This window comes from Streptomyces sp. SID10853 (assembly GCF_010548145.1).
Classification (GTDB): Bacteria; Actinomycetota; Actinomycetes; order Streptomycetales; family Streptomycetaceae; genus Streptomyces.
In genome coordinates, this window is sequence record NZ_JAAGLN010000011.1 from 1 (window position 1) to 19,137 (window position 19,137).

Consider the following 19,137-nt stretch of genomic DNA (forward strand, 5'->3'; position numbering starts at 1 on the left):
TGGCGGGCGCCGTCACCGGCCTCGGGACGCAGGGCGCGCTGCTCGGGCTCGCGGCCGGCGTCTGCGCCCTGATCGGGCTGCGCGTCGCGAGCTACGACTACCCGTCCCGGTTCGTCCACATGACGGCCGGGGTGGCCCTGCCGCTGTCGGCCGCCGCACCCGCGATCTGTCTGATCGGGCGGATCATCAACTGAACAGGCCGTTAGGCTCTGGCCTGTGCCGCCGGCACGCGAGGACTCGGGTACGAGCAGGGGGACACCGTTCATGCGAGCACTGCGGACACTGCTCATCGTCGTCGTGGTGCTGGGCGGGCTCTTCGTCCTCGCCGACCGGATCGCGGTGCATGTCGCGGAGAACAAGGCGGCTGACCGAATACGGACCAGCGAGAACCTCTCGGCCTCGCCCGACGTGGACATCAAGGGCTTCCCGTTCCTGACCCAGGTGCTCGACAAGAAGCTCGGCCGGGTCGACGTCACGCTCAAGGGCGTCGAGGCGAACGCGTCGGGCCGCCAGGTGCGGATCACCGAGGTGCGGGCCGAACTGCATGACGTCACGGTCTCCAGCAGCTTCAGCAGCGCCGTGGCCGCGCGCGCCAGCGGCAGCGCGCACATCTCGTACGCGGACCTCACCAAGGCGTCCGACTCCGGCGCCAAGGTCGCCTACGCGGGGAACGGCAAGGTCAAGGTCACCGGCTCGGTCGCCATCCTGGGGCGCACGGTCAGCCGCAGTGTGACGTCGTCGGTGACCATGGTGGGGACGAACCGGATCAAGGTCCACGCGGACACCGTGCCCGGCGAGGGCATCCCCGGTCTTGAGGGCCTGGTCCGCGGCCAGACCGACTTCGAGAGCGCGATCGGCGGGCTGCCGGCCGGTCTGAAGCTCAGCGAGCTGCGGGCCACACCCGACGGTGTCGACATCGGTGTCACGGGTACGAATGTCGCGCTGACCGGACAGTGAGGCCCCTGGAGCCGGTCCGCCCCTCGCCCGGTGACCTGCCCTCCACCTGGTGACCCAGCCCCCCTCCCGCCCCGCCCGTCCGGTCCGTGAGACGGAGGCGTCCGGTCCGTAGATGGTGGGCAGGTACGCAGGCGTGGGAATTCCGGGCCTCGTGTGCCGTGTCGAGAGATTGTCCCGTATCGCGGACGATCGCGTCTCACTGCCTGAAACGGCGGTGACATCTCCGGCCGTACTTCCCTACGATCGACCCCATGAAGCAACAGGCGGATCTCACGAAGCGGCGGGCAGTCGACCTGTGCCGCGTCGCCGCCATGCTCTGTCGCGCCTTCTGAGCGGGAGCTCCGACTCCCGTATCCCCCGGGTCCCCCGACCGTCCGTCGGGACCCCCGCGGTGCCGGACGCGCTCTGTCTCCCGGTCTCCGTGGATCCGTACGCCGACACCATCGCACCATCCCGCCGCACCGTCCCCGGGCTCCGCAGGAGCAGGGGATTCCCCATCCCCGGAGGAGATTCCGCATGAGCCGCAGCGACGTTCTGGTAGACGCCGACTGGGTCGAGGCCCACATCGACGACCCGCAGGTCGCCATCGTCGAGGTCGACGAGGACACCTCCGCGTACGAGAAGAACCACATCAAGAACGCGATCCGGATCGACTGGACCAAGGACCTCCAGGACCCGGTCCGCCGTGACTTCATCGACCAGGCCGGCTTCGAGAAGCTGCTGTCGGAGAAGGGCATCGGCAACGACACGACCGTCGTGCTCTACGGCGGCAACAACAACTGGTTCGCCTCGTACGCCTTCTGGTACTTCAAGCTCTACGGCCACAGCGACGTCCGGCTGCTCGACGGCGGCCGCAAGAAGTGGGAGCTGGACTCCCGCGACCTGGTCGACGCCGTGCCGTCCCGCCCGGCCACCACGTACAAGGCCAAGCCGCAGGACGAGTCGATCCGCGCCTACCGCGACGACGTGGTCGCCGCGATCAACAACAAGAACCTGGTCGACGTCCGGTCGCCCGACGAGTTCAGCGGCAAGCTGCTCGCCCCCGCCCACCTCCCGCAGGAGCAGTCGCAGCGCCCCGGCCACGTGCCGAGCGCCCGCAACATCCCGTGGTCGAAGAACGCCAACGACGACGGCACCTTCAAGTCGGACGACGAGCTCAAGGCTCTCTACGAGGGCGAGCAGGTCGACCTGGCCAAGGACACCATCGCGTACTGCCGCATCGGCGAGCGCTCCGCGCTGACCTGGTTCGTGCTGCACGAGCTGCTCGGCCAGGAGAACGTCAAGAACTACGACGGCTCGTGGACCGAGTACGGCTCGCTCGTGGGCGTGCCGATCGAGCTCGGCGCCAACAAGTAGGACCGGCCTTCACCACCTCAGGCCCCTCAACCTCTCAGGCCCCTCAGGAGAACAGCATGTGCGGAGCGAAGGCCGGCGGCCCGGACGCCTCGACGATCAAGCCCGGTGAGACCACGATCCAGGGCAGCGTGACCCGTGACGGCGAGCCCGTCACCGGTTATGTGCGCCTGCTGGACTCGACCGGCGAGTTCACCGCCGAGGTCCCGACCTCGGCCACCGGACAGTTCCGCTTCTACGCGGCCGAGGGCACGTGGACGCTGCGCGCCCTCGTCCCGGGCGGCACGGCCGACCGTACGGTCGTCGCGCAGACCGGCGGCCTCGCGGAGATCGCGATCGCTGTCTGACGGAGCCGCCGGAGGCCGGCGGAGCCATCCGATCCGGCCGGAGGGCCGCACCCCAGGGGGTTGGACGCCACTTGGACAGGGTGCGGTCCTCCGCGCCGTTCCGGGGCGGGCGGGCGGCCGGGAAAAGGCCGAGCGCCTTCCGGGGGCGGGGAGTTACCGATCGGTCTTACGCTGGAGGCATGTACTCGCGACGTCGGCGCGGCTATTTCCTGCTGATGGGCGGCTGTCTGCTGCTCTTCATCTCCGCCTGGGCCTTCGTACGTCTCTGGTCGGTGCCCGCCGCCATCGCCATGTGCTTCGTGGCGATGGTCATCCCGCCGGTCGCGGCGATCGTCGGCAACCGGCGCGGCCCGGACGACCGCTGGTGGGACGAGCCGCCACCGGGGCGGGGACCCGACGACAAGCAGAAGGATCTGCCGCCGTCGGGCGACCGTACGTCCGACGAGTGGTGGGACGAGCTGGACGGCAGGAAGCGGCGCCGGTAGCCGTCAGGCCGGCCGGCGGCAGCTGCCGATACCTGTCAGTAGACGAGCGCCTGGACGCCGTCGCCCATCGCTTCCTGCACGAAGAGCTGCGCGCCCGCGATCCGTACGCCGTCCAGCACGTCCTGCTCGGTGATGTCACGGCGGGCCGCGCACTGCGTGCAGACGGTGATCTGTCCGCCGGACCTGATCGAGTCGATCAGATCGGGCAGCGGCGCCGCGTGCGGCAGCTCGAACTCGGCGGCCCGGCCCGGCAGGGCGAACCACGAGGACTCCCCGGTGAGCCAGAGCGAGACCTCCACCCCGCTGGCCACCGCGACCGCGGCCACGGTGAACGCCTGGGAGCAGCGCTCGGGGGCGTCGGATCCCGCGGTCACCTTGATCACTAGCTTCTTCTGCGCCATGGCCGAACTGTAATCGGAGAACCGGACGGCGAACCGGAACCGGCGGACCGGCCTGACCTGTGCTGCGGAGCCCGACCGGGCCTCGCAGAGAAGGCCGGGCGCCCACCCATTAGGCTGGGACCCGGCCCCTCATGCTTTTCACGTTCACGCGGCCGCCGTTGTCCGTGCAGTCGCTCATACAAGGAGCACCTCGTGCTTGAAGCCTTCTACATCGCCCTGCTGATCCTGGTCTGCGTCGGCGTCATCGCCTTCACCGGTCTCTCGGTGAAGAAGCTGTACCAGGGCCAGCGCTGAGCGCTGGGCGGCCCGCAGCGACAGCCCGTACCCCCCTCTCACAGATCGTCTGAGCCCTCATGATCGAGATTCCGTCGGACCTCCATCCGAGCCTCGTCCCGCTGGTCTTCCTCCTCGGTAACTGGACGGGGGCCGGTGTCGCGGACTTCCCCGGTGAGGAGAAGTGCAACTTCGGCCAGGAAGTCGCCTTCACCCACGACGGCCGCGACTTCCTCGAGTACACCTCGCACACCTGGGTGCTGGACTCCGAGGGCGCGAAGGTCAGGCCGCTGGAGACCGAGTCCGGGTACTGGCGCGTCGACGAGGACCGCAAGGTCGAGGTCGTGATGGTCCGCGACCAGGGCGTCGTCGAGATCTGGTACGGCGAGCTGGCCGACCAGAAGCCGCAGATCGACCTGGTGACGGACGCGGTCGCGCGGACCGCGGCGTCCGGCCCGTACAGCGGCGGCAAGCGGCTCTACGGCTATGTGAACAGCGATCTGATGTGGGTGGGCGAGAAGTCCACTCCCGAGGTCGAGCTGCGGCCGTACATGTCCGCGCATCTGAAGAAGACCGTCGACCCCAGCGAGTGGGTCAAGGATCTGAAGGACCTTCCTGACGACGGAGTCGCCTTCTTCAAGTAGGCCGCTCCTACACTGGGGGTGTGGTGACCACTGACTGGCAGAGCGACCTCCGCAGCCGCGGATACCGGCTGACCCCGCAGCGACAGCTCGTGCTGGAGGCCGTGGACACGCTGGAGCACGCGACGCCCGACGACATCCTCACCGAGGTGCGGAAGACGGCGGGCGGCGTGAACATCTCCACGGTCTACCGGACGCTGGAGCTCCTGGAGGAGCTGGGCCTGGTGAGCCATGCCCATCTCGGGCACGGCGCTCCCACGTACCACCTCGCCGACCGGCACCACCACATCCATCTGGTCTGCCGGGACTGCACGGATGTCATCGAGGCGGACATCAGTGTGGCCGCGGGCTTCACCGGTCAGCTCCGTGAGTCCTTCGGCTTCGAGACGGACATGAAGCACTTCGCCATCTTCGGGCGGTGCGCGAAGTGCGCGGCCGGGGCCGTCGAGCCCCCGGCCTCCGGCGGCGGTTCGTAGCCTTCCGCCGGGCGGCCGTAGGCTTGCGGACATGAAGAGCCCGCTGTTGTCACTGCCCGGTGCCGTCCCCGCCGAAGGCCGGGACGAAGGTGTCGCCGCCCACTACGGGGACCTGTTCCGCGAACAGCGCGCGCTGTCCGACGGCACCGGCCTCGTGGACCTCTCGCACCGCGGCGTCGTCACGGTCTCCGGACCCGACCGGCTGAGCTGGCTGCATCTGCTGCTCACCCAGCACGTCAGCGAGCTGCCGCAGGGTGTGGCCACCGAGGCGCTGATCCTCTCGGCCAACGGCCACATCGAGCACGCCCTCTATCTCGTGGACGACGGCGAGACGGTGTGGGCGCATGTGGAGCCGGGCACGCAGCAGGAGCTGATCGCGTACCTGGAGAGCATGAAGTTCTACTACCGGGCCGAGATCGCCGACCGCACCGAGGACATCGCGGTCGTCCATCTGCCGGCCGGTTCGATCGCCGACGTGCCGGAGAACGTGGTCGTACGGGAGACGGCGTACGGCCGCGATCTCTTCCTGCCCCGGGAGCGGCTGGAGACGTACGCGGCCGAGCACGGCCCGGTCGCCGGGCTCCTCGCGTACGAGGCGCTGCGGATCGAGGCGCACCGGCCGCGGCTCGGCCTGGAGACCGACCACCGGACCATCCCGCACGAGCTGGGCTGGATCGGCACCGCGGTCCATCTGGAGAAGGGCTGCTACCGGGGGCAGGAGACGGTCGCCCGGGTCCACAACCTGGGGAAGCCGCCGCGCCGTCTGGTCTTTCTGCACCTGGACGGCAGTGAGGTGGTGCTGCCTGGGCCCGGTACGCCGGTCCGGCGCGCGTCGGACGGCGCTGAGGGCCGCCAGCTGGGCTTCGTCACCTCGTCGGCCCGCCACCACGAACTGGGGCCGATCGCGCTGGCGCTGGTGAAGCGCAATGTGCCGGTGGACGCGGAGCTGCTGGCGGGGGACACCGCGGCCGCGCAGGAAGTCGTCGTGGAACCTTAGGCGGTGGCCGGGGGGTGACTACAGGGGCTTTGAGTAGCCGTACTCATGATCGGGTCGCCGGGGCGGGGCAGAGTGGCGGCTACACCGATCCCTTAGGAGTGCACCATGCGCGCGTCCCTTCGTCCCCGTACAGCCCCGTCCGGAAGCCGGCGCGGCCGGCGCGGCCGCCGCTCCGTGCCCGTCCTCGTGCTGGCGGCGGTGTCGACGGTTTTCGCCGTCACCGGCTGCTCGCAGGCGGACGCGGTCTGCGGGGGCGGCGAGTACCCGGTCCTGAACGTGGGCTCCACCGGCAGCGCCTGCGAAACCAAGGGCCACGAGCCGTCGAAGGGCTACACCCGTTACCCGAAGGGCAAGGTGCCCGAGCACGTCGGCGACAAGTGGGACACCTACTGGCAGACCCACACGGTCGACAGGAACGGGAAGATCATCAAGGCACCGAAGGGCTGAGCACGGCCGAGCATGACTGCCCGGACTGAGCACGGACTCAGGACGGACTGAGCGTGGACGGACCACGGACTCAGCACGGACTGAGCATGGACGGACCACGGACTCAGCGCGGACTCAGCGCGCAGTGAGCACGGACCGAGCCCGGCCCGGATCTCCCGCCGGGCCGTGCGGGCTCGCCTCAGATCTCCAGCAGGACCGTGAACGGACCGTCGTTCGTCAGCGAGACCCGCATGCTCGCGCCGAAGCGGCCCGTGCGGACCGTCGCACCCAGGGCGCGCAGCTGCGCCACCACCTCGTCGACGAGCGGCTCGGCCAGCTCGCCGGGCGCCGCCCCGTTCCAGGTCGGGCGGCGGCCCTTCCGGGCGTCTCCGTACAGCGTGAACTGCGAAATCACCAGCAAAGGTGCATTCACGTCCGAGCAGGACTTTTCGCCCGACAGGATCCGGAGCGACCATACCTTTCGGGCTAGCTGCGCCGCTTTTTCCGTTGTGTCCTCATGGGTGACCCCCACCAGGACGCACAGACCCTCGCCGGTGATCTCACCCACCGTCTCACCAGCCACGACGACGCTCGCGCCGTCCACCCTCTGCACCACTGCACGCATGCGGTCCAACCTATCCGGGGCCGAACGGGCGCGGAGAGCCAGCAGTGGCACCACCTGGAGTGGCACCATGCACGAGAGGCGGTGCACCGCACCGGTCGAGGGGACGGAATACGCATATGAGCACATCTGGCGCCGGACAGTCGTCCGGTCCCGTATCCATGACCCGGATCAGCTCCGTACAACGGGCACCCGCGCAACGAGCGGGCGCCATGCTCCCCGCGGTCACCGAGCACGACATCGGCGGGCTGCGGCTGCCCGAGCTGCGCACGCTGCGCAGGGACGCCCAGCGGGACGAGGCCGACCTCAGTTACGTACGCCGGATGCTGCACGGGCGGATCGACATCCTCCGCGCCGAGCTGTCCCGGCGCACGGGCCCGGAGTCCCCGGTCGTCGAGCGGCTCTCGGAGATCCTGGCCGACGTGCCGTCGTCGCACCGTTCGTCCGCCCGCCATGTGACGCTCTCGACGCCGCGCAGCGCGGAGAACAGCAGGCTGGCCGCCGACATGCTCGCCGAGGTGGAGCTGTCCGACCTCGGCGCCCGTACGGACGAAGAGCTGCACACCGGAATGGGCCGCCTCGTCCGCTACGAGCAGCAGGTGTCCAGCCGCAGACAGCACCTCCAGCGCACCGCGGACGATTGCAGCGCGGAGATCGCCCGCAGGTACCGTGAGGGCGAAGCGCAAGTAGACGACCTGCTCACCTGAGGCGATCCTTCCGGTGGGCGGCCCCGTTCCGGAAGGCCGATGATGACCGCCACCACCACCGCCCCTGTATCCCCGGTCCTCGCGGAGGTCGTACGCTCCGGCTTCGTGGAGGGCCGGCACCGGGGCTCACTGGTGGTGCTCGCGGCCGACGGGAGCGTCGAGTACGCGATCGGCGACCCGTCACTGCCCGTCTTCCCCCGTTCCAGCAACAAGCCGATGCAGGCGGCCGCCGTGCTGCGGGCCGGACTCGACCTCTCCGGCGAGCGGCTGGCGCTGGCCTCGGCCAGCCACTCGGGCGAGGAGTTCCAGCGGGCGCTGGTACGGACGATGCTCGGTGAGTACGGCCTGCACGAGAGCGACCTCCAGTGCCCGGCCGATCTGCCGCTCGACCCCGTCGAGGCCGAGGGATATCTCGCCGCAGGCCACGAGCGCGAGCGCGTCACCATGAACTGCTCGGGCAAGCACACCGCGATGCTGGCCGTCTGCGCCCTCAACGGCTGGCCCACCGACTCCTACCTCGACCCCTCCCACCCGCTCCAGCGGCTGGTCCTGACGGTGGTCGAGGAAGCGGCGGGCGAGCGGGTGGCGTCGGTCGGTACGGACGGCTGCGGGGCGCCGCTGATGGCGATCAGCCTGGTGGGCCTGGCCCGTGCGTTCCGTACGTTCGTCCTGGCCCCCGAGGGCTCACCGGAGCGCCGGGTCGCGGACGCGATGCGGGCCCACCCCGAGTACGTCGCAGGCACCCGCAGGCCCGACACCTGGGTGATGCGCGCGCTGCCCGGAACGCTCTCCAAGATGGGCGCCGAGGCGGTCCAGGCGCTGGCGCTCCCCGACGGCCGGGCGCTGGCCTTCAAGGTCGACGACGGTGCCACCCGGGTGCTCGGCCCGGTCCTGGCGCGGACTCTGGAACGGATGGGCGTGGAGAGCCCGGTACTGGCCAGGCTGGCGGACGCGCCACTGCTCGGCGGCGCCGCCAAGGTCGGCGAGATCCGCGCGACGGTCTGAAGTTGTCCGAACCGGACGACGGTTGTCCGGACGAGCCGGTCCGAAATTCGCGCGACAGTCCGAAGGATGGGTGCTTACCGTGGCCACCATGGCAGTTGACGTCCGTACGGTCTCCGATTCCGAGTTCCCCGGCTGGCTGCGCGCCTGTCGCACCGGCTTCCTCCAGTCACCGGCGGTCTCCGACGAGGAGGTCCGCAGCCGCCGCCCGCACACCGATCTGGCGCGGACTCAGGGGGCGTTCGACGGCGGCCGCTGTGTCGCGACCTTCCGCTCCTTCGCGCAGAAGATCACCGTCGTCGGCGGGGCCTCGCTCCCGTCGGACGCCGTCTCCAGCGTCACGGTCACGGCGACGCACCGCAGGCGCGGTCTGCTCAGCCGGATGATGGCGGTGGACCTGGCGGCGGCGAAGGAGCGCGGGGAGGTGCTGGCCACGCTGATCGCCGCCGAGTACCCGATCTACGGCCGGTTCGGCTTCGGCCCGGCCGCCTGCGCCACCGACTGGACGGTCGACGTGCCGCGCGCCGGGCTCGACCGGCGCTGGGCCCGCCCGGAGTGCGGCGGCCGGATCGATCTGGTCGACGGCGCGGACGTACGCAAGCTCGGCCCCGAACTGCACGCCCGCTTCCGGCAGTCGCAGCCCGGCGCGATCAGCAGGGACGAGCACTGGTGGGCCGTGCGGACGGGTCTGGAACACGCGGGGCCCGGCCACCCGTGGACCGAGCCCTTCTACGCGGTCTACCGCTCGCCCAGGGGCGAGGTCGACGGCCTGCTCGTGTACACCGCCGACGACCACTGGGGCGCCGCCAAGCAGCCGCTCAACACCGCGACCGTGCAGGACATGATCGCCGTGTCCCCGGCCGCCGAACGCGCCCTGTGGCACTTCCTCTGCTCGGTGGACTGGATCACCACGGTGAAGGCCGAGCACCGGAGCCCGGACGATCTGCTGCCGTCGCTGCTGCCGGACCCGCGCGCGGCCAGGATCACCCAGCAGGCGGACTACCTGTGGATCAGGCTGCTCGATGTCGTACGGGCGCTGGAGGCCAGGACGTACGAGACGTCCGGCACGGTGGTCCTTGAGGTACGGGACCACGACGGGCTCTCGGCGGGCCGCTACCGGCTGGACGCGTCGCCCGAAGGCGCGGTCTGTGCGCCGACCTCCGATCCGGCCGATATCACGCTGGACACGGGGGAGTTGGGGGCGCTGTATCTGGGCGACGCCTCGGCGGTCCGGCTGGCAGCGCTGGGCCGGATCTCGGAGGAGACGCCGGGTGCGGTCGCCGTCACCGAGGCGCTGTTCCGTACGGCGGTCAGGCCCTGGTGCCCGGACGGCTTCTGAGCAGGGTCACGTCCGGCCGGGCCGTCAGCCGAGCAGGGGCCGTCAGCCGAGCAGGGGCTGTCAGCCGAGCAGGGCCTTCACCTGGACGAAGAGCATGAAGGCGCCCAGGCAGCTGCACGGCACACTGCCCGCCTTCACGCCGACGGTGAGCATGCCGAATCCGATGAGACCTGCGATTCCGAACGCGGACTGAACGGTCTGCTCGATGATGAATCCGAGTCCTGCGACCAGGAGAGCTGCGGTAGGCATGGGGTTCCCTCCTTCGGGATGGCGGGGAGCACCCGTTGCCTGCACACCGTTGTATCGGCTCGTATGCCCCGTGGAGAGTTCTTGCAGTCAAGTACCAGACAAGTTGGCCTGGTTGGCCTGACAGTGGTATGCCCGTTGGTCGGATGTCCGTAAACTTGTCTGGTCGCTGGCCTGGTTGGTTGGCCGGAAAAGGGCCCCTGCCTGTTCGGTCCTGTCAATTACGCCGAGGTGCCCGGTAGTTGTACGGTGGTCCGGTGGCCCCACGTGACGCAGGCAGCACAGACGGCAGGAAGTTCCAGGTCATCGCGGACGACCTGCGGGCCGGGATCGCCGACGGAGTGCACCGGGTGGGCGGCCGGTTGCCCTCCCAGCGTGAACTCCAGGCCGCCTACGGCGTATCGCGCGAGACGGTCGGCCGGGCGCTCGACGTGCTCAGGGCCGAGGGGCTGATCACGTCCAGCCGGGGCCGTCCGGCGACCGTGACCGGTGGCCCCGCCGCCCCGGCCACCGCGCACTCCGTACCGCCCGCACAGCCCGCGCAGGTCACCCTCCAGCCCAGGCTGCGGGCCGCCTTCGAGGCCGAGTCGATCACCATGGACGTGCTCTCGCTGACCTCCGAGACGATGGCCCAGCACCTCGGTGCGCAGGTCGCCCGGATCAGCGACGGCGAGATCCGCCCGCAGAGCATCGCGCTGCGGCTGATGCTTCCCGACATCACCGGGATACGGCTCGCCTTCCCGCGGGGGGTCGATGACCCCGACGACGACCGGCCGCGCAAACGCCACCGGGACATGGTGATCAACCACGCCAGGTCGCTGCGCCACTCCCTGCTGCGGCTGCGCCACCAGGGGCTGGTGCCCGAGGTCTCGGTGCAGATCCGGACCGTGCCCTTCACCCCGCCGCTGAAGTTGTACCTGCTGAACAAGGACCAGCTGCTGGAGGGCTACTACACCCTGGAGCAGTGGACACCTGAGCCCATCGACGGCGTGGAGGTCACCATCCTCGACTCGCTCGGTGTGGGCGCGACGCTCTTCCCGTACACCAAGCCCGGACAGGCTCTGAAGGTGGAAGCGGCGCAGAAATTCTTCGACTCCTACTGGGACCAGCTGGCCCAAGATGCGGATTTCGGCGACTGACGTGCTGCCTTCCTCCGGTGCCTCTTCCTCCGGTGCTCCTTCCTCCGGTGCCTCTTCCTCCGGTGCCCTTTCCCCCGGTGCTTCTTCCTCCGGCGCCCCTTCCCCTGTCTCCCCTCCGCCCTCCTCCCCTGCCCCCTCTCCTCTCAGCCGGCCGCCCGCTCCCACTCCCGTCCCCGGGCTGCGCGTGCTGCTCTCCCGTGCCTCGCTGGTCCTCTGGGACTTCGACGGCCCGGTCTGCGGGCTCTTCGCCGGGCTGCGCGCCCCCGCGATCGCCGCCGAACTGCGCGCCATGGCCGCCGCCGGGCTGCCGCACTGGTCGAAGCCGGACGACCCGCACGACCCGCTGGCGGTGCTCAGGCGCGCCCACAGCGCCTTCCCCAGCGATCCGGACGGGCTGGTCGCCGCCCTGCGCAAGCGGCTGGAGGAGCTGGAGACGGAGGCGGCCGCCACGGCGGAGCCCACCCCCGGTGCGTTCGGCCTGATGGAAGAGCTGCTCTCGGCCGGGAAGCAGCTGGTCATCGCGACCAACAACAGTGAGGCCGCGGCCCGCGCCTATCTGGAACTGCACGGAATCGAGAAGTACTTCGGAGCGGTCGTCGGACGGCACGACGACCCCCGGCTGATGAAACCGCACCCGTACTGCCTGGAGCGGCTGCTGGCCGAGACCGGTACGGCCGCCGCCGACGGGCTGATGATCGGGGACTCACCGGCCGATGCGCTCGCGGCCGCCGCGCTCGACGTCCCGTTCGTGGGCTACGGCACCGGTCCGGCCAAGCTGCTGCGGCTCGCGGAGGCGGGCGCCGAGTACTTCGTCGGGGACCTGGCGGCCCTGACGGAGGCGGTCGGCGACTAGGCCGCAGGGGCGGGCAGGTCCGGTCGGCCGGGGTCCGGGCCTACGGGTCCTGGGCACGGCAGTCGTTGCAACTCCCTTTCACCCCGGTGGGTTTGAGGCCATCGGTACTCTTGGTATGAAGGTGGGCAGCGGCCAGGGACGGCCCGCCGGCGAGCTTCCGGTCACGAGAGCGCAGGAGCCGCATGCCTGATGTAGCCCGCAGCGCCTCCGGCCGTACGGCCGACAGCTGGGACCTGCTGTACCGAGCCGCCGGTGAAGGAGAGCCTCTCAGCGGCTACTACCACCGGAACTACCGCGTACGGCTGCCGCCCGACCTCGCCGAAGCGGCCGCGCTCCCCGCCGGTACGCCGGTGAAGGTGCGCGCGCCCATTCCGGAAGCGGTCCAGTTCAATCTGCGGATCTGGCTGGAGGGCGAACTGCTGCGCGCCATCGCGGGCCGGGTGGACGGCAGCCCGCGGGTGCTCGCCGACCGGCCGGGCTACAGCGTGCACTCCTTCGCCCAGGGCATGCCGCTCTCCGGCCCGGGCGGCGTGACGGGCCGCCGCGCCGGGCGTGCGTACACGGCCCAACTGGAGTCGCTCTTCCGGCAGATGGCCGCCGTGCCGTCCCATGTGCTGCCGCCGCTGCCCGACGGCTGGCCGGCGGACGGGGACTGCGGCGGATTCCTGCGTACGCTCATCGACTTCACCGAGTCCGAGGTCAAGGGCCGCGGCAGCCCGGCCCACCAGGAGCTCTTCAGGGCGCTCGGAGTGGACGACGGAGCGCTCGGGAGGCTGCGGGAGCGGGCGGCCGGGCTGGGCGAGCGGCCGTTCGCGCTGCTGCACACGGATGCCCACGCCGGGAACCTGATCGTCGGGCCGGGCGGCGAACTGTCACTGATCGACTGGGAGTTGGCGCTGTTCGGCGACCCGGTCTACGAGATAGCCGCCCATCTGGGCCGGATGCGGTACGCGACAGGCAGCCGGCGCAGGGCCGCGCTCCGGGCCTGGCGCTCAGCGGTCACGGTGAGCTGCCCCGGTGCGCTGAGCGGCCACCGGGGCGCGCTGCGGATCTATCTGGACTTCGAGCGGCTGCTCTCCGTCCACATCGATGTGATCCGGCTGACCCTGGCGCTGCCGCACCGGGCGGGCCCGGCGGAGCGGGCGGCGACCGCGGAGCGGATCCGGGCCGTGCTCGCCGCCGCGCGGGGGCCGCTGGGGCTGCGCCGGGTGCCGGATGCGGAACGGATCGCGGCGGCCTGCGCGGTGTGGCAGCGGAACGTACGGGATGTGCCCCCGATGTGGAACGGCCGTTCGTCGGCGGGCGTCTTGACGTACGGGCAGAAGCGTTCGCAGGGAAAGCGGAACGTGGTGAAAGAGCCTCAGAAGTGGTTCGATGCAGTCAGGACTGCGAAGGGACCGGACATGGGCAGCCTGTCCGAGTGACTTCAGAGGCGGCTGATGTGACTGATGAGACCGACCCGACTGTGACGGCCGGCCCGACTGTGACGACTGACCCGATGAGAAGCGAACAGGCGGTATCCGTGATCCGTGAGAACCTCCGAGACCGGATCACCGCGACCCGCTATGTGCTGTTCGGCTTCGACGGACCGCTCTGCCGGCTCTTCGGCCCGAGCGCCGAGCGGGCGGCGTCCGACGGGATGCGGGCCTTCCTCGACGAGCGCGGGGTCACCGCCCTCGCCCCGGACACGGATCTCGGCGGGCTCACCGATCCGCTCGCCATCCTGCGTACGGTCGGGGCCCTCCACCCGGACAGCGATCTCGTGGCGGACCTGGAGGAGTGGCTGACGCGCCAGGAGCAGCGTGCCGTCGCCGCGGCCTGGCCCGCGATGTACGCGGACGGCGTCGTGCGCACCTGGGCGGCGACCGGCGGGCGGCTGGCCGTCACCACCAACCACTCGTCCCGTACGGTGCGCGCGTACGTGCAGGGCCGCGGCCTCGACGAGTGCTTCGGGCCGCACATCCACGGCCGGGCGACGGCGGACCTCACGCTGCTCAAGCCGCACCCGCACACGCTGGAACAGGCGCTGGCGGGGCTGGGGGCGGACCGCGAGACGACGCTGGTGATCGGCGACTCGGTGCCGGACCTGCGGGCGGCCCAGGAGATCGGCCTGCCGTTCCTGGGCTACGCCACGAGCGACCCGGCCGTCGACGAACTCGCTTCGGCGGGCGCCGACCTGGTGCTCAACACCTGGGAGCCGGTCCTGGACATCCTGTGGGGCCGGTAGACGGGTGGGCCGGTAGACGGGTGGGCCGGTGGGCCGGATGGCCGGTAGGCGGGTGGGCCGGCAGGCCGATGGGCAGGTGGCCCGGCTCCCGGCTCCCGGGAACTGCCCGCGCAGCGCATGGCGTCCTCCGGTGGGGAGTGAGGCCCGGCGCAGGGGTGTGATATTCGTTCGATCACTCGTGCGGGGGCCGGGTGCACCCCCTGAAGCAGGCATGGCGCATATTGAGGACCATGGTTGAGCAGGCAGATGAGGGGCGCGGGAAGGCCGTGTCCCCGCTCGCCCGCCGGTCTTCGTCGATGCTTGCGGGTGCCGGGGACGGTCACCTGTGGGCTGCGTGAGTGGGGACGACATGGAAATCGTGGTGAAGTTCGACCGGACCCCCCGGGCGGAGCACCAGTTGTGGCAGGAGCTGTGCGCCGGGCTGCCCGCCGGTACCCCGGAGCCCGCGGGGAGCCGCCCGCGCCCTGGGACGCTGGGCGTGGCGACCGCCCGCTCCGGCGACGGCGCACTGCTCGGGTGGGCCCCCGTGTTCACCGGCCAGGAGCCGAAGGCGGCGACCGTCGAGTGGCTGCTGGTGACCCGGGAGCGCGAGCGCATCGTCCACGGCTCCGTGGCCGATCCCGACGGGACCGGGGACGAGGAGGCGGCCCTGGTCGCCCTCTTCCGCGCGGCGGCCGACGCGGCCCGCGCGGCCGGTTTCCGGGCGCTGGACTGGCTGGACCGCGGTGACACCGGAGCGGAGCTGGACGCCCGCGCGGCGGCTGAGCTGGAGGCTTCCGTACACCGGGAGCTGGGCCGTAAGTGGGGCGTCTCGGCGCTGGCCCGCTGGCAGCGCCCCGGGGGAATGCCGGCCGTACGGACCCGCCGTGCCCCCGGCGGCACGGGGTGGCAGGGCCTGGAGCTGCTGACGGCCGACGGACGTACGGCGGCCCGGATCGCCGCCGTGGTCGCGGGCCCCGAGGTGTACGTCGAGAAGGTCGGCCACCACGGCGTGGACGCGCCCGAACTGGGCTCCCTGGTGGCGGACTTCGTCGAGCAGGTCCGCGAGGACCACCCGTCCGTGGAGTCCTTCCAGGTACGTGAGCAGGACGACGAGGTGCTGGGCGCGGCGCTCAAGTCGGCCAAGCTGCGGATCAGCCATCGCTGGTGGCAGTACCGCCTGACTCTCTGACCGGCTCAGAGACTCCCGGACGTGACGACGACCCCGTACAGGTCGCTGATCGTCGCGAGTGCGCTGTGGTGGATCTGGGCGGCGCTGAGGCCGATGCCTCCCTCGGCGCCGGCCGAGCGCAGGGGGCGTGTCGCGCAGGCGTCGGCGACCACGGTGGGCCGGTTTCCGCGCAGGAAGGCGCCCTCGGCGGTGAACGTCACACACATGTGGGTCATGAACCCGGCGATGATGACGTCCTGGTGCCCGGCGGCGTCGACCCGCTCGCCCAGATCGGTGCCGACGAAGGCGTTCGGTGCGGTCTTGACGACGACGGGCTCGCCTTCGGCCGGCGCCACGGCCGGGTGGATCCGGCCGGTCTCGGCGCGGATGTCGTACGGGGTGCCCGCGCCGCCGTCGTGGATGACGTGGATGACCTCGGCACCGGCCTCACGGGCCCTGGCCAGCAGCGCGGCGGCGGAGTCGAGTGCGGCCCGCCATCCTTCCAGCTCCAGTACGCCGCCGACGTAGGTGTTCTGGTAGTCGACGAGGACCAGGGTCGCGTCGGCGAGCGACGCGGGCGTCTCGTCGAAGCCGTTGAGCTCGCGCAGGGTCGTCGTAGCCATGGGAGTACCGCCTCGGGGTCCGTGCTGGATGTTGCCGGATGTCACGCGCTCGGTGAGTGCGTCCAGCTCGATGAGCTGTGTCCAGAAAGCTATGGCCCGCCGGAGAGTGTCGGCAATGTCGTCTAACCTGCAGATCCAGACATGGCCGGCTGGCCAGACATGGCCAGGAACACATGAACAACAACCGGGTGGGGCTTCATGCGTACCGTCGGACGACTCGTCGTCATCGTCCTGTTCGACGGCGTCGACCTGCTCGACATCACCGGACCACCGGAAGTGTTCTCGCTCGTACGACGGGAGATGGACGCGTCGACGACCGGGCCGACGAGTGGGCCGACGGGCGCGTCGACGAGCGGGCCGACGGGCGGTGAGCCGGGTGGCGAGGCGGGCTGCGGTGCGGCCGGGTACGAAGTCGTCCTCGCCGCCGGGACCATGGACCCCGTCACCACCTCGGCCGGTGTGCGCGTCCTGCCCGACGCCACCTTCGACGAGGTGTCCACGAGGAGCATCGACACGCTTCTGGTGCCCGGTGCGGTCGAGATCGACAACGACCGCCGTGTCCATGCCCTCGCCGACCCCGCCGTGGTCGGCCGGGTCCGGACGCTCGCCGCCAGGGCGCGGCGGGTCACGTCCGTCTGCGTCGGCGCGCATCTGCTGGCGGCCGCCGGGCTGCTCGACGGCAAGCGCGCCACCACCCACTGGTCGACCGCGCAGCAGCTGGCCGCCGATCACCCCCGGGTCGAGGTCGACGCCGACCCGATCTTCATCCGCGAGGGCGATGTGTGGACGGGCGCGGGAATCAGCGCCTGTCTCGACCTGTCACTGGCCCTGGTCGCCGACGATTTCGGCGAGGCGCTCGCGCTCCGTGTCGCCCGCCAGCTGGTGATGTACCTGAAACGGCCGAGCGGGCAGAGCCAGTTCAGCGTCCCCCTCGAACCTCTCTCCACGACGCGGCGCGTGGAGGACCTCCGCCACCACATCATGCGGCACATCACCGAGCGGCTCACCGTCGCGGACCTCGCCGCGTACGCCCACGTCGGGGAGCGGCAGCTCACCCGGATCTTCAAGGCCGAGCTGGGCACGACCCCGAGCGCCTATGTGGAATCGGCGCGCGTCGAAGTGGCCCGCCAGCAGCTGGAATCCACCGATGCCACGCTTGAACGGATCGTGTCCGCCTGCGGGTTCGGCACGACGGACACGCTGGTACGGGCGTTCCGCCGCAGGCTGGGCACGACACCGACGGAGTACCGCCTCCGGTTCCGCGCCACGGCGGGCTGACCTCACGGAGCCCGCGGCCGCCACAGGGGGCGGGGCAGGGCAGGGCAGGTGAGCGTTGAGTGTTGAGTGTTCACGCAGGTCGAGGGCGTGAGCGGTAATCTGGGAGCCATGAAATCGCGTGATCTTGAGAACCTCACGCAGCTGCGCCGGGCGCGGGATCTGATCGACCGGGAGTACGCGAGCCCGCTCGACGTGCCCGCGATGGCCCGGCACGCGCTCATGTCGCCCGGGCACTTCTCGCGGCAGTTCCGTGCGGCCTACGGCGAGACGCCGTACAGCTATCTCATGACCCGCCGTGTGGAGCGGGCGATGGCGCTGCTGCGCGGCGGTACGAGTGTGACCGACGCGTGCATGGAGGTCGGCTGTACGTCGCTCGGCTCGTTCAGCTCGCGGTTCAGCGAACTCGTGGGGGAGTCGCCGACCGCGTACCGCGCCCGGGAACACCGTGCCGTGCGGGCGATGCCCGCATGCGTGGCGAAGGTCCGTACCCGTCCGGTCAGGAACACTCCGGCGGCAAGCGGCGGAATTGCGGAAACGGGCCAGGACAGGACTTAGCTTGGGCCGCATGACCATCGCTCTGCAGTACTGCCACATCACCGTCAACGACCCGGACGAGGCCCTCGCCTTCTACCGTGACGCGCTCGGGCTCGAAGTCCGCAACGACGTGACGTCGGGCGCGTTCCGCTGGGTCACCCTCGGCAGCCCGTCCCAGCCCGGCCTCGAGATCGTGATCTCGGAGCCGCACGCGGGCCGGTCCCAGGCCGACGGCGACGCACTGCAGGAACTGCTCACCAAGGGCGTCCTGCCGAACATCGTCTTCTGCTCCGACGATCTCGACGCGGCCTTCGAGAAGGTACGGGCATCCGGCGCGGAGGTGCTCCAGGAGCCCATCGACCAGCCGTGGGGGCCGCGGGACTGCGCGTTCCGCGACCCGTCGGGCAACATGGTGCGGATCTCGCAGGCACCGAAGGCGTAGCGGGAGCCGGAGCCGGAGCCGGGGCGTAGCCGGGCAGGCAGGCACCGAAGGCGTAGCGGGACCGGGCACCTGAGGCATAGCGGGGACCGACGTCGGCGCCCACGCCGGATGTCACTGCGGGGGCGGGGCGTCAGCTCTGTGCGGTGCCGTCGCCCGCCTGCGCGGCGCCGTCAGCTGTGCCTGCCCTCTCGCGCATCTTGCGCACCAGCTCGGCCTTCTGGTCGGCCGCACCCCGGCGGTCGAGGTTGCGGTGCGGACCGTTGTTCTGCCGTTCGGCGCGGGACAGCTTCTTGCGCTGGCCGCCGCCCATACCCACGGGGTTGTTGATGTTCTTGCTCACGGTCATGGGTTCTCCCGGTAGTGATGTGAAGTGATCTACGGGTGCATCGGTGGGGACGGGCAGCGACACGGTGACACGGCGACGTACGGCGACGTACGTCGAAGGACGTCGAAGGACGTCGAAGGACGTCAGCAGAGGCCCGTCACGCTCTCACTCGTGAATCGGCGTCTGGAAGAGCGTGACCTGGAAGAACATGACAAAGACGTTACCCGGTTCCGCGAGGCCCGCATACCAGCCGTTTTCCGGTAGGCCCGGCACCGCAACCACGGGGCGTGACAC

Annotated in this window: 25 protein-coding genes and 1 pseudogene; 20 read left to right on the forward strand and 6 right to left on the reverse strand. The window is 70.7% G+C overall.

Annotated elements, in window-relative coordinates; all coding sequences use genetic code 11:
• The 5 genes and pseudogenes from G3I19_RS04420 to G3I19_RS04440 all read left to right on the forward strand — a co-directional run.
• A pseudogene (locus G3I19_RS04420) lies at positions 1-194 on the forward strand (hypothetical protein); the annotation flags it as partial.
• 70 nt (positions 195-264) lie between these two features.
• Positions 265-957, forward strand: coding sequence for a DUF2993 domain-containing protein (locus tag G3I19_RS04425; protein ID WP_164259674.1), 693 nt, complete (start codon positions 265-267; stop codon positions 955-957).
• 516 nt (positions 958-1,473) lie between these two features.
• Positions 1,474-2,313 (forward strand): sulfurtransferase, encoded by an 840-nt coding sequence (locus G3I19_RS04430; RefSeq protein WP_164259676.1) that lies wholly within the window; start codon positions 1,474-1,476, stop codon positions 2,311-2,313.
• Between the two features lie 56 nt (positions 2,314-2,369).
• The gene (locus tag G3I19_RS04435) at positions 2,370-2,657 is read left to right on the forward strand and encodes a DUF1416 domain-containing protein (RefSeq protein ID WP_164259678.1); all 288 of its coding nucleotides are present in this window, start codon (positions 2,370-2,372) and stop codon (positions 2,655-2,657) included.
• 179 nt (positions 2,658-2,836) lie between these two features.
• Positions 2,837-3,142: a DUF3099 domain-containing protein gene (locus G3I19_RS04440; protein ID WP_164259680.1), complete on the forward strand. Its 306-nt coding sequence runs from the start codon at positions 2,837-2,839 to the stop codon at positions 3,140-3,142.
• Positions 3,143-3,177: 35 nt separating this feature from the next.
• Here G3I19_RS04440 and G3I19_RS04445 read toward each other — a convergent pair whose 3' ends face one another.
• A complete protein-coding gene (locus tag G3I19_RS04445) occupies positions 3,178-3,543 on the reverse strand; it encodes a DsrE family protein (RefSeq protein WP_164259682.1) in 366 nt (121 codons plus the stop codon).
• Positions 3,544-3,896: 353 nt separating this feature from the next.
• Here G3I19_RS04445 and G3I19_RS04450 point away from each other — a divergent pair, with 353 nt between their 5' ends.
• From G3I19_RS04450 to G3I19_RS04465, 4 genes are all read left to right on the forward strand, one after another.
• Entirely contained in the window at positions 3,897-4,460 is a 564-nt protein-coding gene (locus G3I19_RS04450) for an FABP family protein (RefSeq protein WP_164259684.1), read from the forward strand.
• 20 nt (positions 4,461-4,480) lie between these two features.
• Positions 4,481-4,933, forward strand: coding sequence for a transcriptional repressor (locus G3I19_RS04455; protein WP_164259686.1), 453 nt, complete (start codon positions 4,481-4,483; stop codon positions 4,931-4,933).
• Between the two features lie 31 nt (positions 4,934-4,964).
• The gene (locus G3I19_RS04460) at positions 4,965-5,930 is read left to right on the forward strand and encodes a folate-binding protein YgfZ (RefSeq protein ID WP_164259688.1); all 966 of its coding nucleotides are present in this window, start codon (positions 4,965-4,967) and stop codon (positions 5,928-5,930) included.
• A gap of 105 nt (positions 5,931-6,035) precedes the next feature.
• On the forward strand, positions 6,036-6,377 hold the full coding sequence (locus G3I19_RS04465) for a hypothetical protein (protein WP_164259690.1): 342 nt from the start codon (positions 6,036-6,038) through the stop codon (positions 6,375-6,377).
• A 178-nt stretch (positions 6,378-6,555) separates the two neighbouring features.
• On the opposite strand, the gene dtd is transcribed toward G3I19_RS04465, so the two are convergent.
• Positions 6,556-6,981, reverse strand: coding sequence for a D-aminoacyl-tRNA deacylase (gene dtd, locus G3I19_RS04470; RefSeq protein WP_164259692.1), 426 nt, complete (start codon positions 6,979-6,981; stop codon positions 6,556-6,558).
• Between the two features lie 116 nt (positions 6,982-7,097).
• On the opposite strand from dtd, the gene G3I19_RS04475 reads away from it, so the two are divergent.
• The 3 genes from G3I19_RS04475 to G3I19_RS04485 all read left to right on the forward strand — a co-directional run bounded on the left by G3I19_RS04475 (position 7,098) and on the right by G3I19_RS04485 (position 10,026).
• Complete coding sequence (locus tag G3I19_RS04475) at positions 7,098-7,685, forward strand: ABC transporter substrate-binding protein (RefSeq protein WP_164259694.1); 588 nt, start codon at positions 7,098-7,100, stop codon at positions 7,683-7,685.
• 42 nt (positions 7,686-7,727) lie between these two features.
• Complete coding sequence (locus tag G3I19_RS04480) at positions 7,728-8,690, forward strand: asparaginase (protein WP_164259696.1); 963 nt, start codon at positions 7,728-7,730, stop codon at positions 8,688-8,690.
• A gap of 88 nt (positions 8,691-8,778) precedes the next feature.
• The gene (locus tag G3I19_RS04485; RefSeq protein ID WP_164259698.1) at positions 8,779-10,026 is read left to right on the forward strand and encodes a GNAT family N-acetyltransferase; all 1,248 of its coding nucleotides are present in this window, start codon (positions 8,779-8,781) and stop codon (positions 10,024-10,026) included.
• Between the two features lie 60 nt (positions 10,027-10,086).
• Here G3I19_RS04485 and G3I19_RS04490 read toward each other — a convergent pair whose 3' ends face one another.
• The gene (locus G3I19_RS04490; RefSeq protein ID WP_164259699.1) at positions 10,087-10,275 is read right to left on the reverse strand and encodes a hypothetical protein; all 189 of its coding nucleotides are present in this window, start codon (positions 10,273-10,275) and stop codon (positions 10,087-10,089) included.
• Between the two features lie 254 nt (positions 10,276-10,529).
• Between G3I19_RS04490 and G3I19_RS04495 the strand changes: the two genes are divergently transcribed.
• The 5 genes from G3I19_RS04495 to G3I19_RS04515 all read left to right on the forward strand — a co-directional run bounded on the left by G3I19_RS04495 (position 10,530) and on the right by G3I19_RS04515 (position 15,662).
• Positions 10,530-11,411, forward strand: coding sequence for a GntR family transcriptional regulator (locus G3I19_RS04495; protein WP_164259701.1), 882 nt, complete (start codon positions 10,530-10,532; stop codon positions 11,409-11,411).
• 184 nt (positions 11,412-11,595) lie between these two features.
• A complete protein-coding gene (locus G3I19_RS04500) occupies positions 11,596-12,264 on the forward strand; it encodes an HAD family hydrolase (protein WP_164259703.1) in 669 nt (222 codons plus the stop codon).
• Between the two features lie 182 nt (positions 12,265-12,446).
• Complete coding sequence (locus tag G3I19_RS04505; RefSeq protein ID WP_164259705.1) at positions 12,447-13,688, forward strand: aminoglycoside phosphotransferase family protein; 1,242 nt, start codon at positions 12,447-12,449, stop codon at positions 13,686-13,688.
• A 74-nt stretch (positions 13,689-13,762) separates the two neighbouring features.
• Positions 13,763-14,491, forward strand: coding sequence for an HAD hydrolase-like protein (locus tag G3I19_RS04510; RefSeq protein ID WP_164259707.1), 729 nt, complete (start codon positions 13,763-13,765; stop codon positions 14,489-14,491).
• A gap of 349 nt (positions 14,492-14,840) precedes the next feature.
• Positions 14,841-15,662, forward strand: a complete 822-nt coding sequence (locus G3I19_RS04515) for a hypothetical protein (protein ID WP_164259709.1) — start codon at positions 14,841-14,843, stop codon at positions 15,660-15,662.
• Between the two features lie 5 nt (positions 15,663-15,667).
• On the opposite strand, the gene G3I19_RS04520 is transcribed toward G3I19_RS04515, so the two are convergent.
• On the reverse strand, positions 15,668-16,264 hold the full coding sequence (locus G3I19_RS04520) for an isochorismatase family protein (RefSeq protein WP_164259711.1): 597 nt from the start codon (positions 16,262-16,264) through the stop codon (positions 15,668-15,670).
• 198 nt (positions 16,265-16,462) lie between these two features.
• Between G3I19_RS04520 and G3I19_RS04525 the strand changes: the two genes are divergently transcribed.
• The 3 genes from G3I19_RS04525 (at position 16,463) to G3I19_RS04535 (ending at position 18,518) form a co-directional block, all read left to right on the forward strand.
• Positions 16,463-17,542 carry a helix-turn-helix domain-containing protein gene (locus G3I19_RS04525; RefSeq protein ID WP_164259712.1) on the forward strand — a complete coding sequence of 360 codons (1,080 nt, stop codon included), beginning with the start codon at positions 16,463-16,465 and terminating at the stop codon, positions 17,540-17,542.
• A gap of 108 nt (positions 17,543-17,650) precedes the next feature.
• Entirely contained in the window at positions 17,651-18,097 is a 447-nt protein-coding gene (locus tag G3I19_RS04530; RefSeq protein WP_164259714.1) for a helix-turn-helix transcriptional regulator, read from the forward strand.
• Between the two features lie 10 nt (positions 18,098-18,107).
• The gene (locus G3I19_RS04535; RefSeq protein ID WP_164259717.1) at positions 18,108-18,518 is read left to right on the forward strand and encodes a VOC family protein; all 411 of its coding nucleotides are present in this window, start codon (positions 18,108-18,110) and stop codon (positions 18,516-18,518) included.
• Between the two features lie 130 nt (positions 18,519-18,648).
• Here the strand turns inward: G3I19_RS04535 and G3I19_RS04540 are convergent, their stop codons facing one another.
• A complete protein-coding gene (locus G3I19_RS04540; RefSeq protein ID WP_164259719.1) occupies positions 18,649-18,864 on the reverse strand; it encodes a DUF6243 family protein in 216 nt (71 codons plus the stop codon).
• Positions 18,865-19,008: 144 nt separating this feature from the next.
• Entirely contained in the window at positions 19,009-19,137 is a 129-nt protein-coding gene (locus tag G3I19_RS38000; RefSeq protein ID WP_275402689.1) for a hypothetical protein, read from the reverse strand.

Excerpts from the sequence above, each read along its gene's own strand:
- G3I19_RS04425 (WP_164259674.1), top strand. The coding sequence starts at position 265 with ATGCGAGCACTGCGGACACTGCTCATCGTCGTCGTGGTGCTGGGCGGG.
- G3I19_RS04430 (WP_164259676.1), top strand. The coding sequence starts at position 1,474 with ATGAGCCGCAGCGACGTTCTGGTAGACGCCGACTGGGTCGAGGCCCAC.
- G3I19_RS04435 (WP_164259678.1), top strand. The coding sequence starts at position 2,370 with ATGTGCGGAGCGAAGGCCGGCGGCCCGGACGCCTCGACGATCAAGCCC.
- G3I19_RS04440 (WP_164259680.1), top strand. The coding sequence starts at position 2,837 with ATGTACTCGCGACGTCGGCGCGGCTATTTCCTGCTGATGGGCGGCTGT.
- G3I19_RS04445 (WP_164259682.1), bottom strand. The coding sequence starts at position 3,543 with ATGGCGCAGAAGAAGCTAGTGATCAAGGTGACCGCGGGATCCGACGCC.
- G3I19_RS04450 (WP_164259684.1), top strand. The coding sequence starts at position 3,897 with ATGATCGAGATTCCGTCGGACCTCCATCCGAGCCTCGTCCCGCTGGTC.
- G3I19_RS04460 (WP_164259688.1), top strand. The coding sequence starts at position 4,965 with ATGAAGAGCCCGCTGTTGTCACTGCCCGGTGCCGTCCCCGCCGAAGGC.
- G3I19_RS04465 (WP_164259690.1), top strand. The coding sequence starts at position 6,036 with ATGCGCGCGTCCCTTCGTCCCCGTACAGCCCCGTCCGGAAGCCGGCGC.
- dtd (WP_164259692.1), bottom strand. The coding sequence starts at position 6,981 with ATGCGTGCAGTGGTGCAGAGGGTGGACGGCGCGAGCGTCGTCGTGGCT.
- G3I19_RS04475 (WP_164259694.1), top strand. The coding sequence starts at position 7,098 with ATGAGCACATCTGGCGCCGGACAGTCGTCCGGTCCCGTATCCATGACC.
- G3I19_RS04480 (WP_164259696.1), top strand. The coding sequence starts at position 7,728 with ATGACCGCCACCACCACCGCCCCTGTATCCCCGGTCCTCGCGGAGGTC.
- G3I19_RS04485 (WP_164259698.1), top strand. The coding sequence starts at position 8,779 with ATGGCAGTTGACGTCCGTACGGTCTCCGATTCCGAGTTCCCCGGCTGG.
- G3I19_RS04490 (WP_164259699.1), bottom strand. The coding sequence starts at position 10,275 with ATGCCTACCGCAGCTCTCCTGGTCGCAGGACTCGGATTCATCATCGAG.
- G3I19_RS04505 (WP_164259705.1), top strand. The coding sequence starts at position 12,447 with ATGCCTGATGTAGCCCGCAGCGCCTCCGGCCGTACGGCCGACAGCTGG.
- G3I19_RS04510 (WP_164259707.1), top strand. The coding sequence starts at position 13,763 with ATGAGAAGCGAACAGGCGGTATCCGTGATCCGTGAGAACCTCCGAGAC.
- G3I19_RS04515 (WP_164259709.1), top strand. The coding sequence starts at position 14,841 with ATGGAAATCGTGGTGAAGTTCGACCGGACCCCCCGGGCGGAGCACCAG.
- G3I19_RS04520 (WP_164259711.1), bottom strand. The coding sequence starts at position 16,264 with ATGGCTACGACGACCCTGCGCGAGCTCAACGGCTTCGACGAGACGCCC.
- G3I19_RS04525 (WP_164259712.1), top strand. The coding sequence starts at position 16,463 with ATGCGTACCGTCGGACGACTCGTCGTCATCGTCCTGTTCGACGGCGTC.
- G3I19_RS04530 (WP_164259714.1), top strand. The coding sequence starts at position 17,651 with ATGAAATCGCGTGATCTTGAGAACCTCACGCAGCTGCGCCGGGCGCGG.
- G3I19_RS04535 (WP_164259717.1), top strand. The coding sequence starts at position 18,108 with ATGACCATCGCTCTGCAGTACTGCCACATCACCGTCAACGACCCGGAC.
- G3I19_RS04540 (WP_164259719.1), bottom strand. The coding sequence starts at position 18,864 with ATGACCGTGAGCAAGAACATCAACAACCCCGTGGGTATGGGCGGCGGC.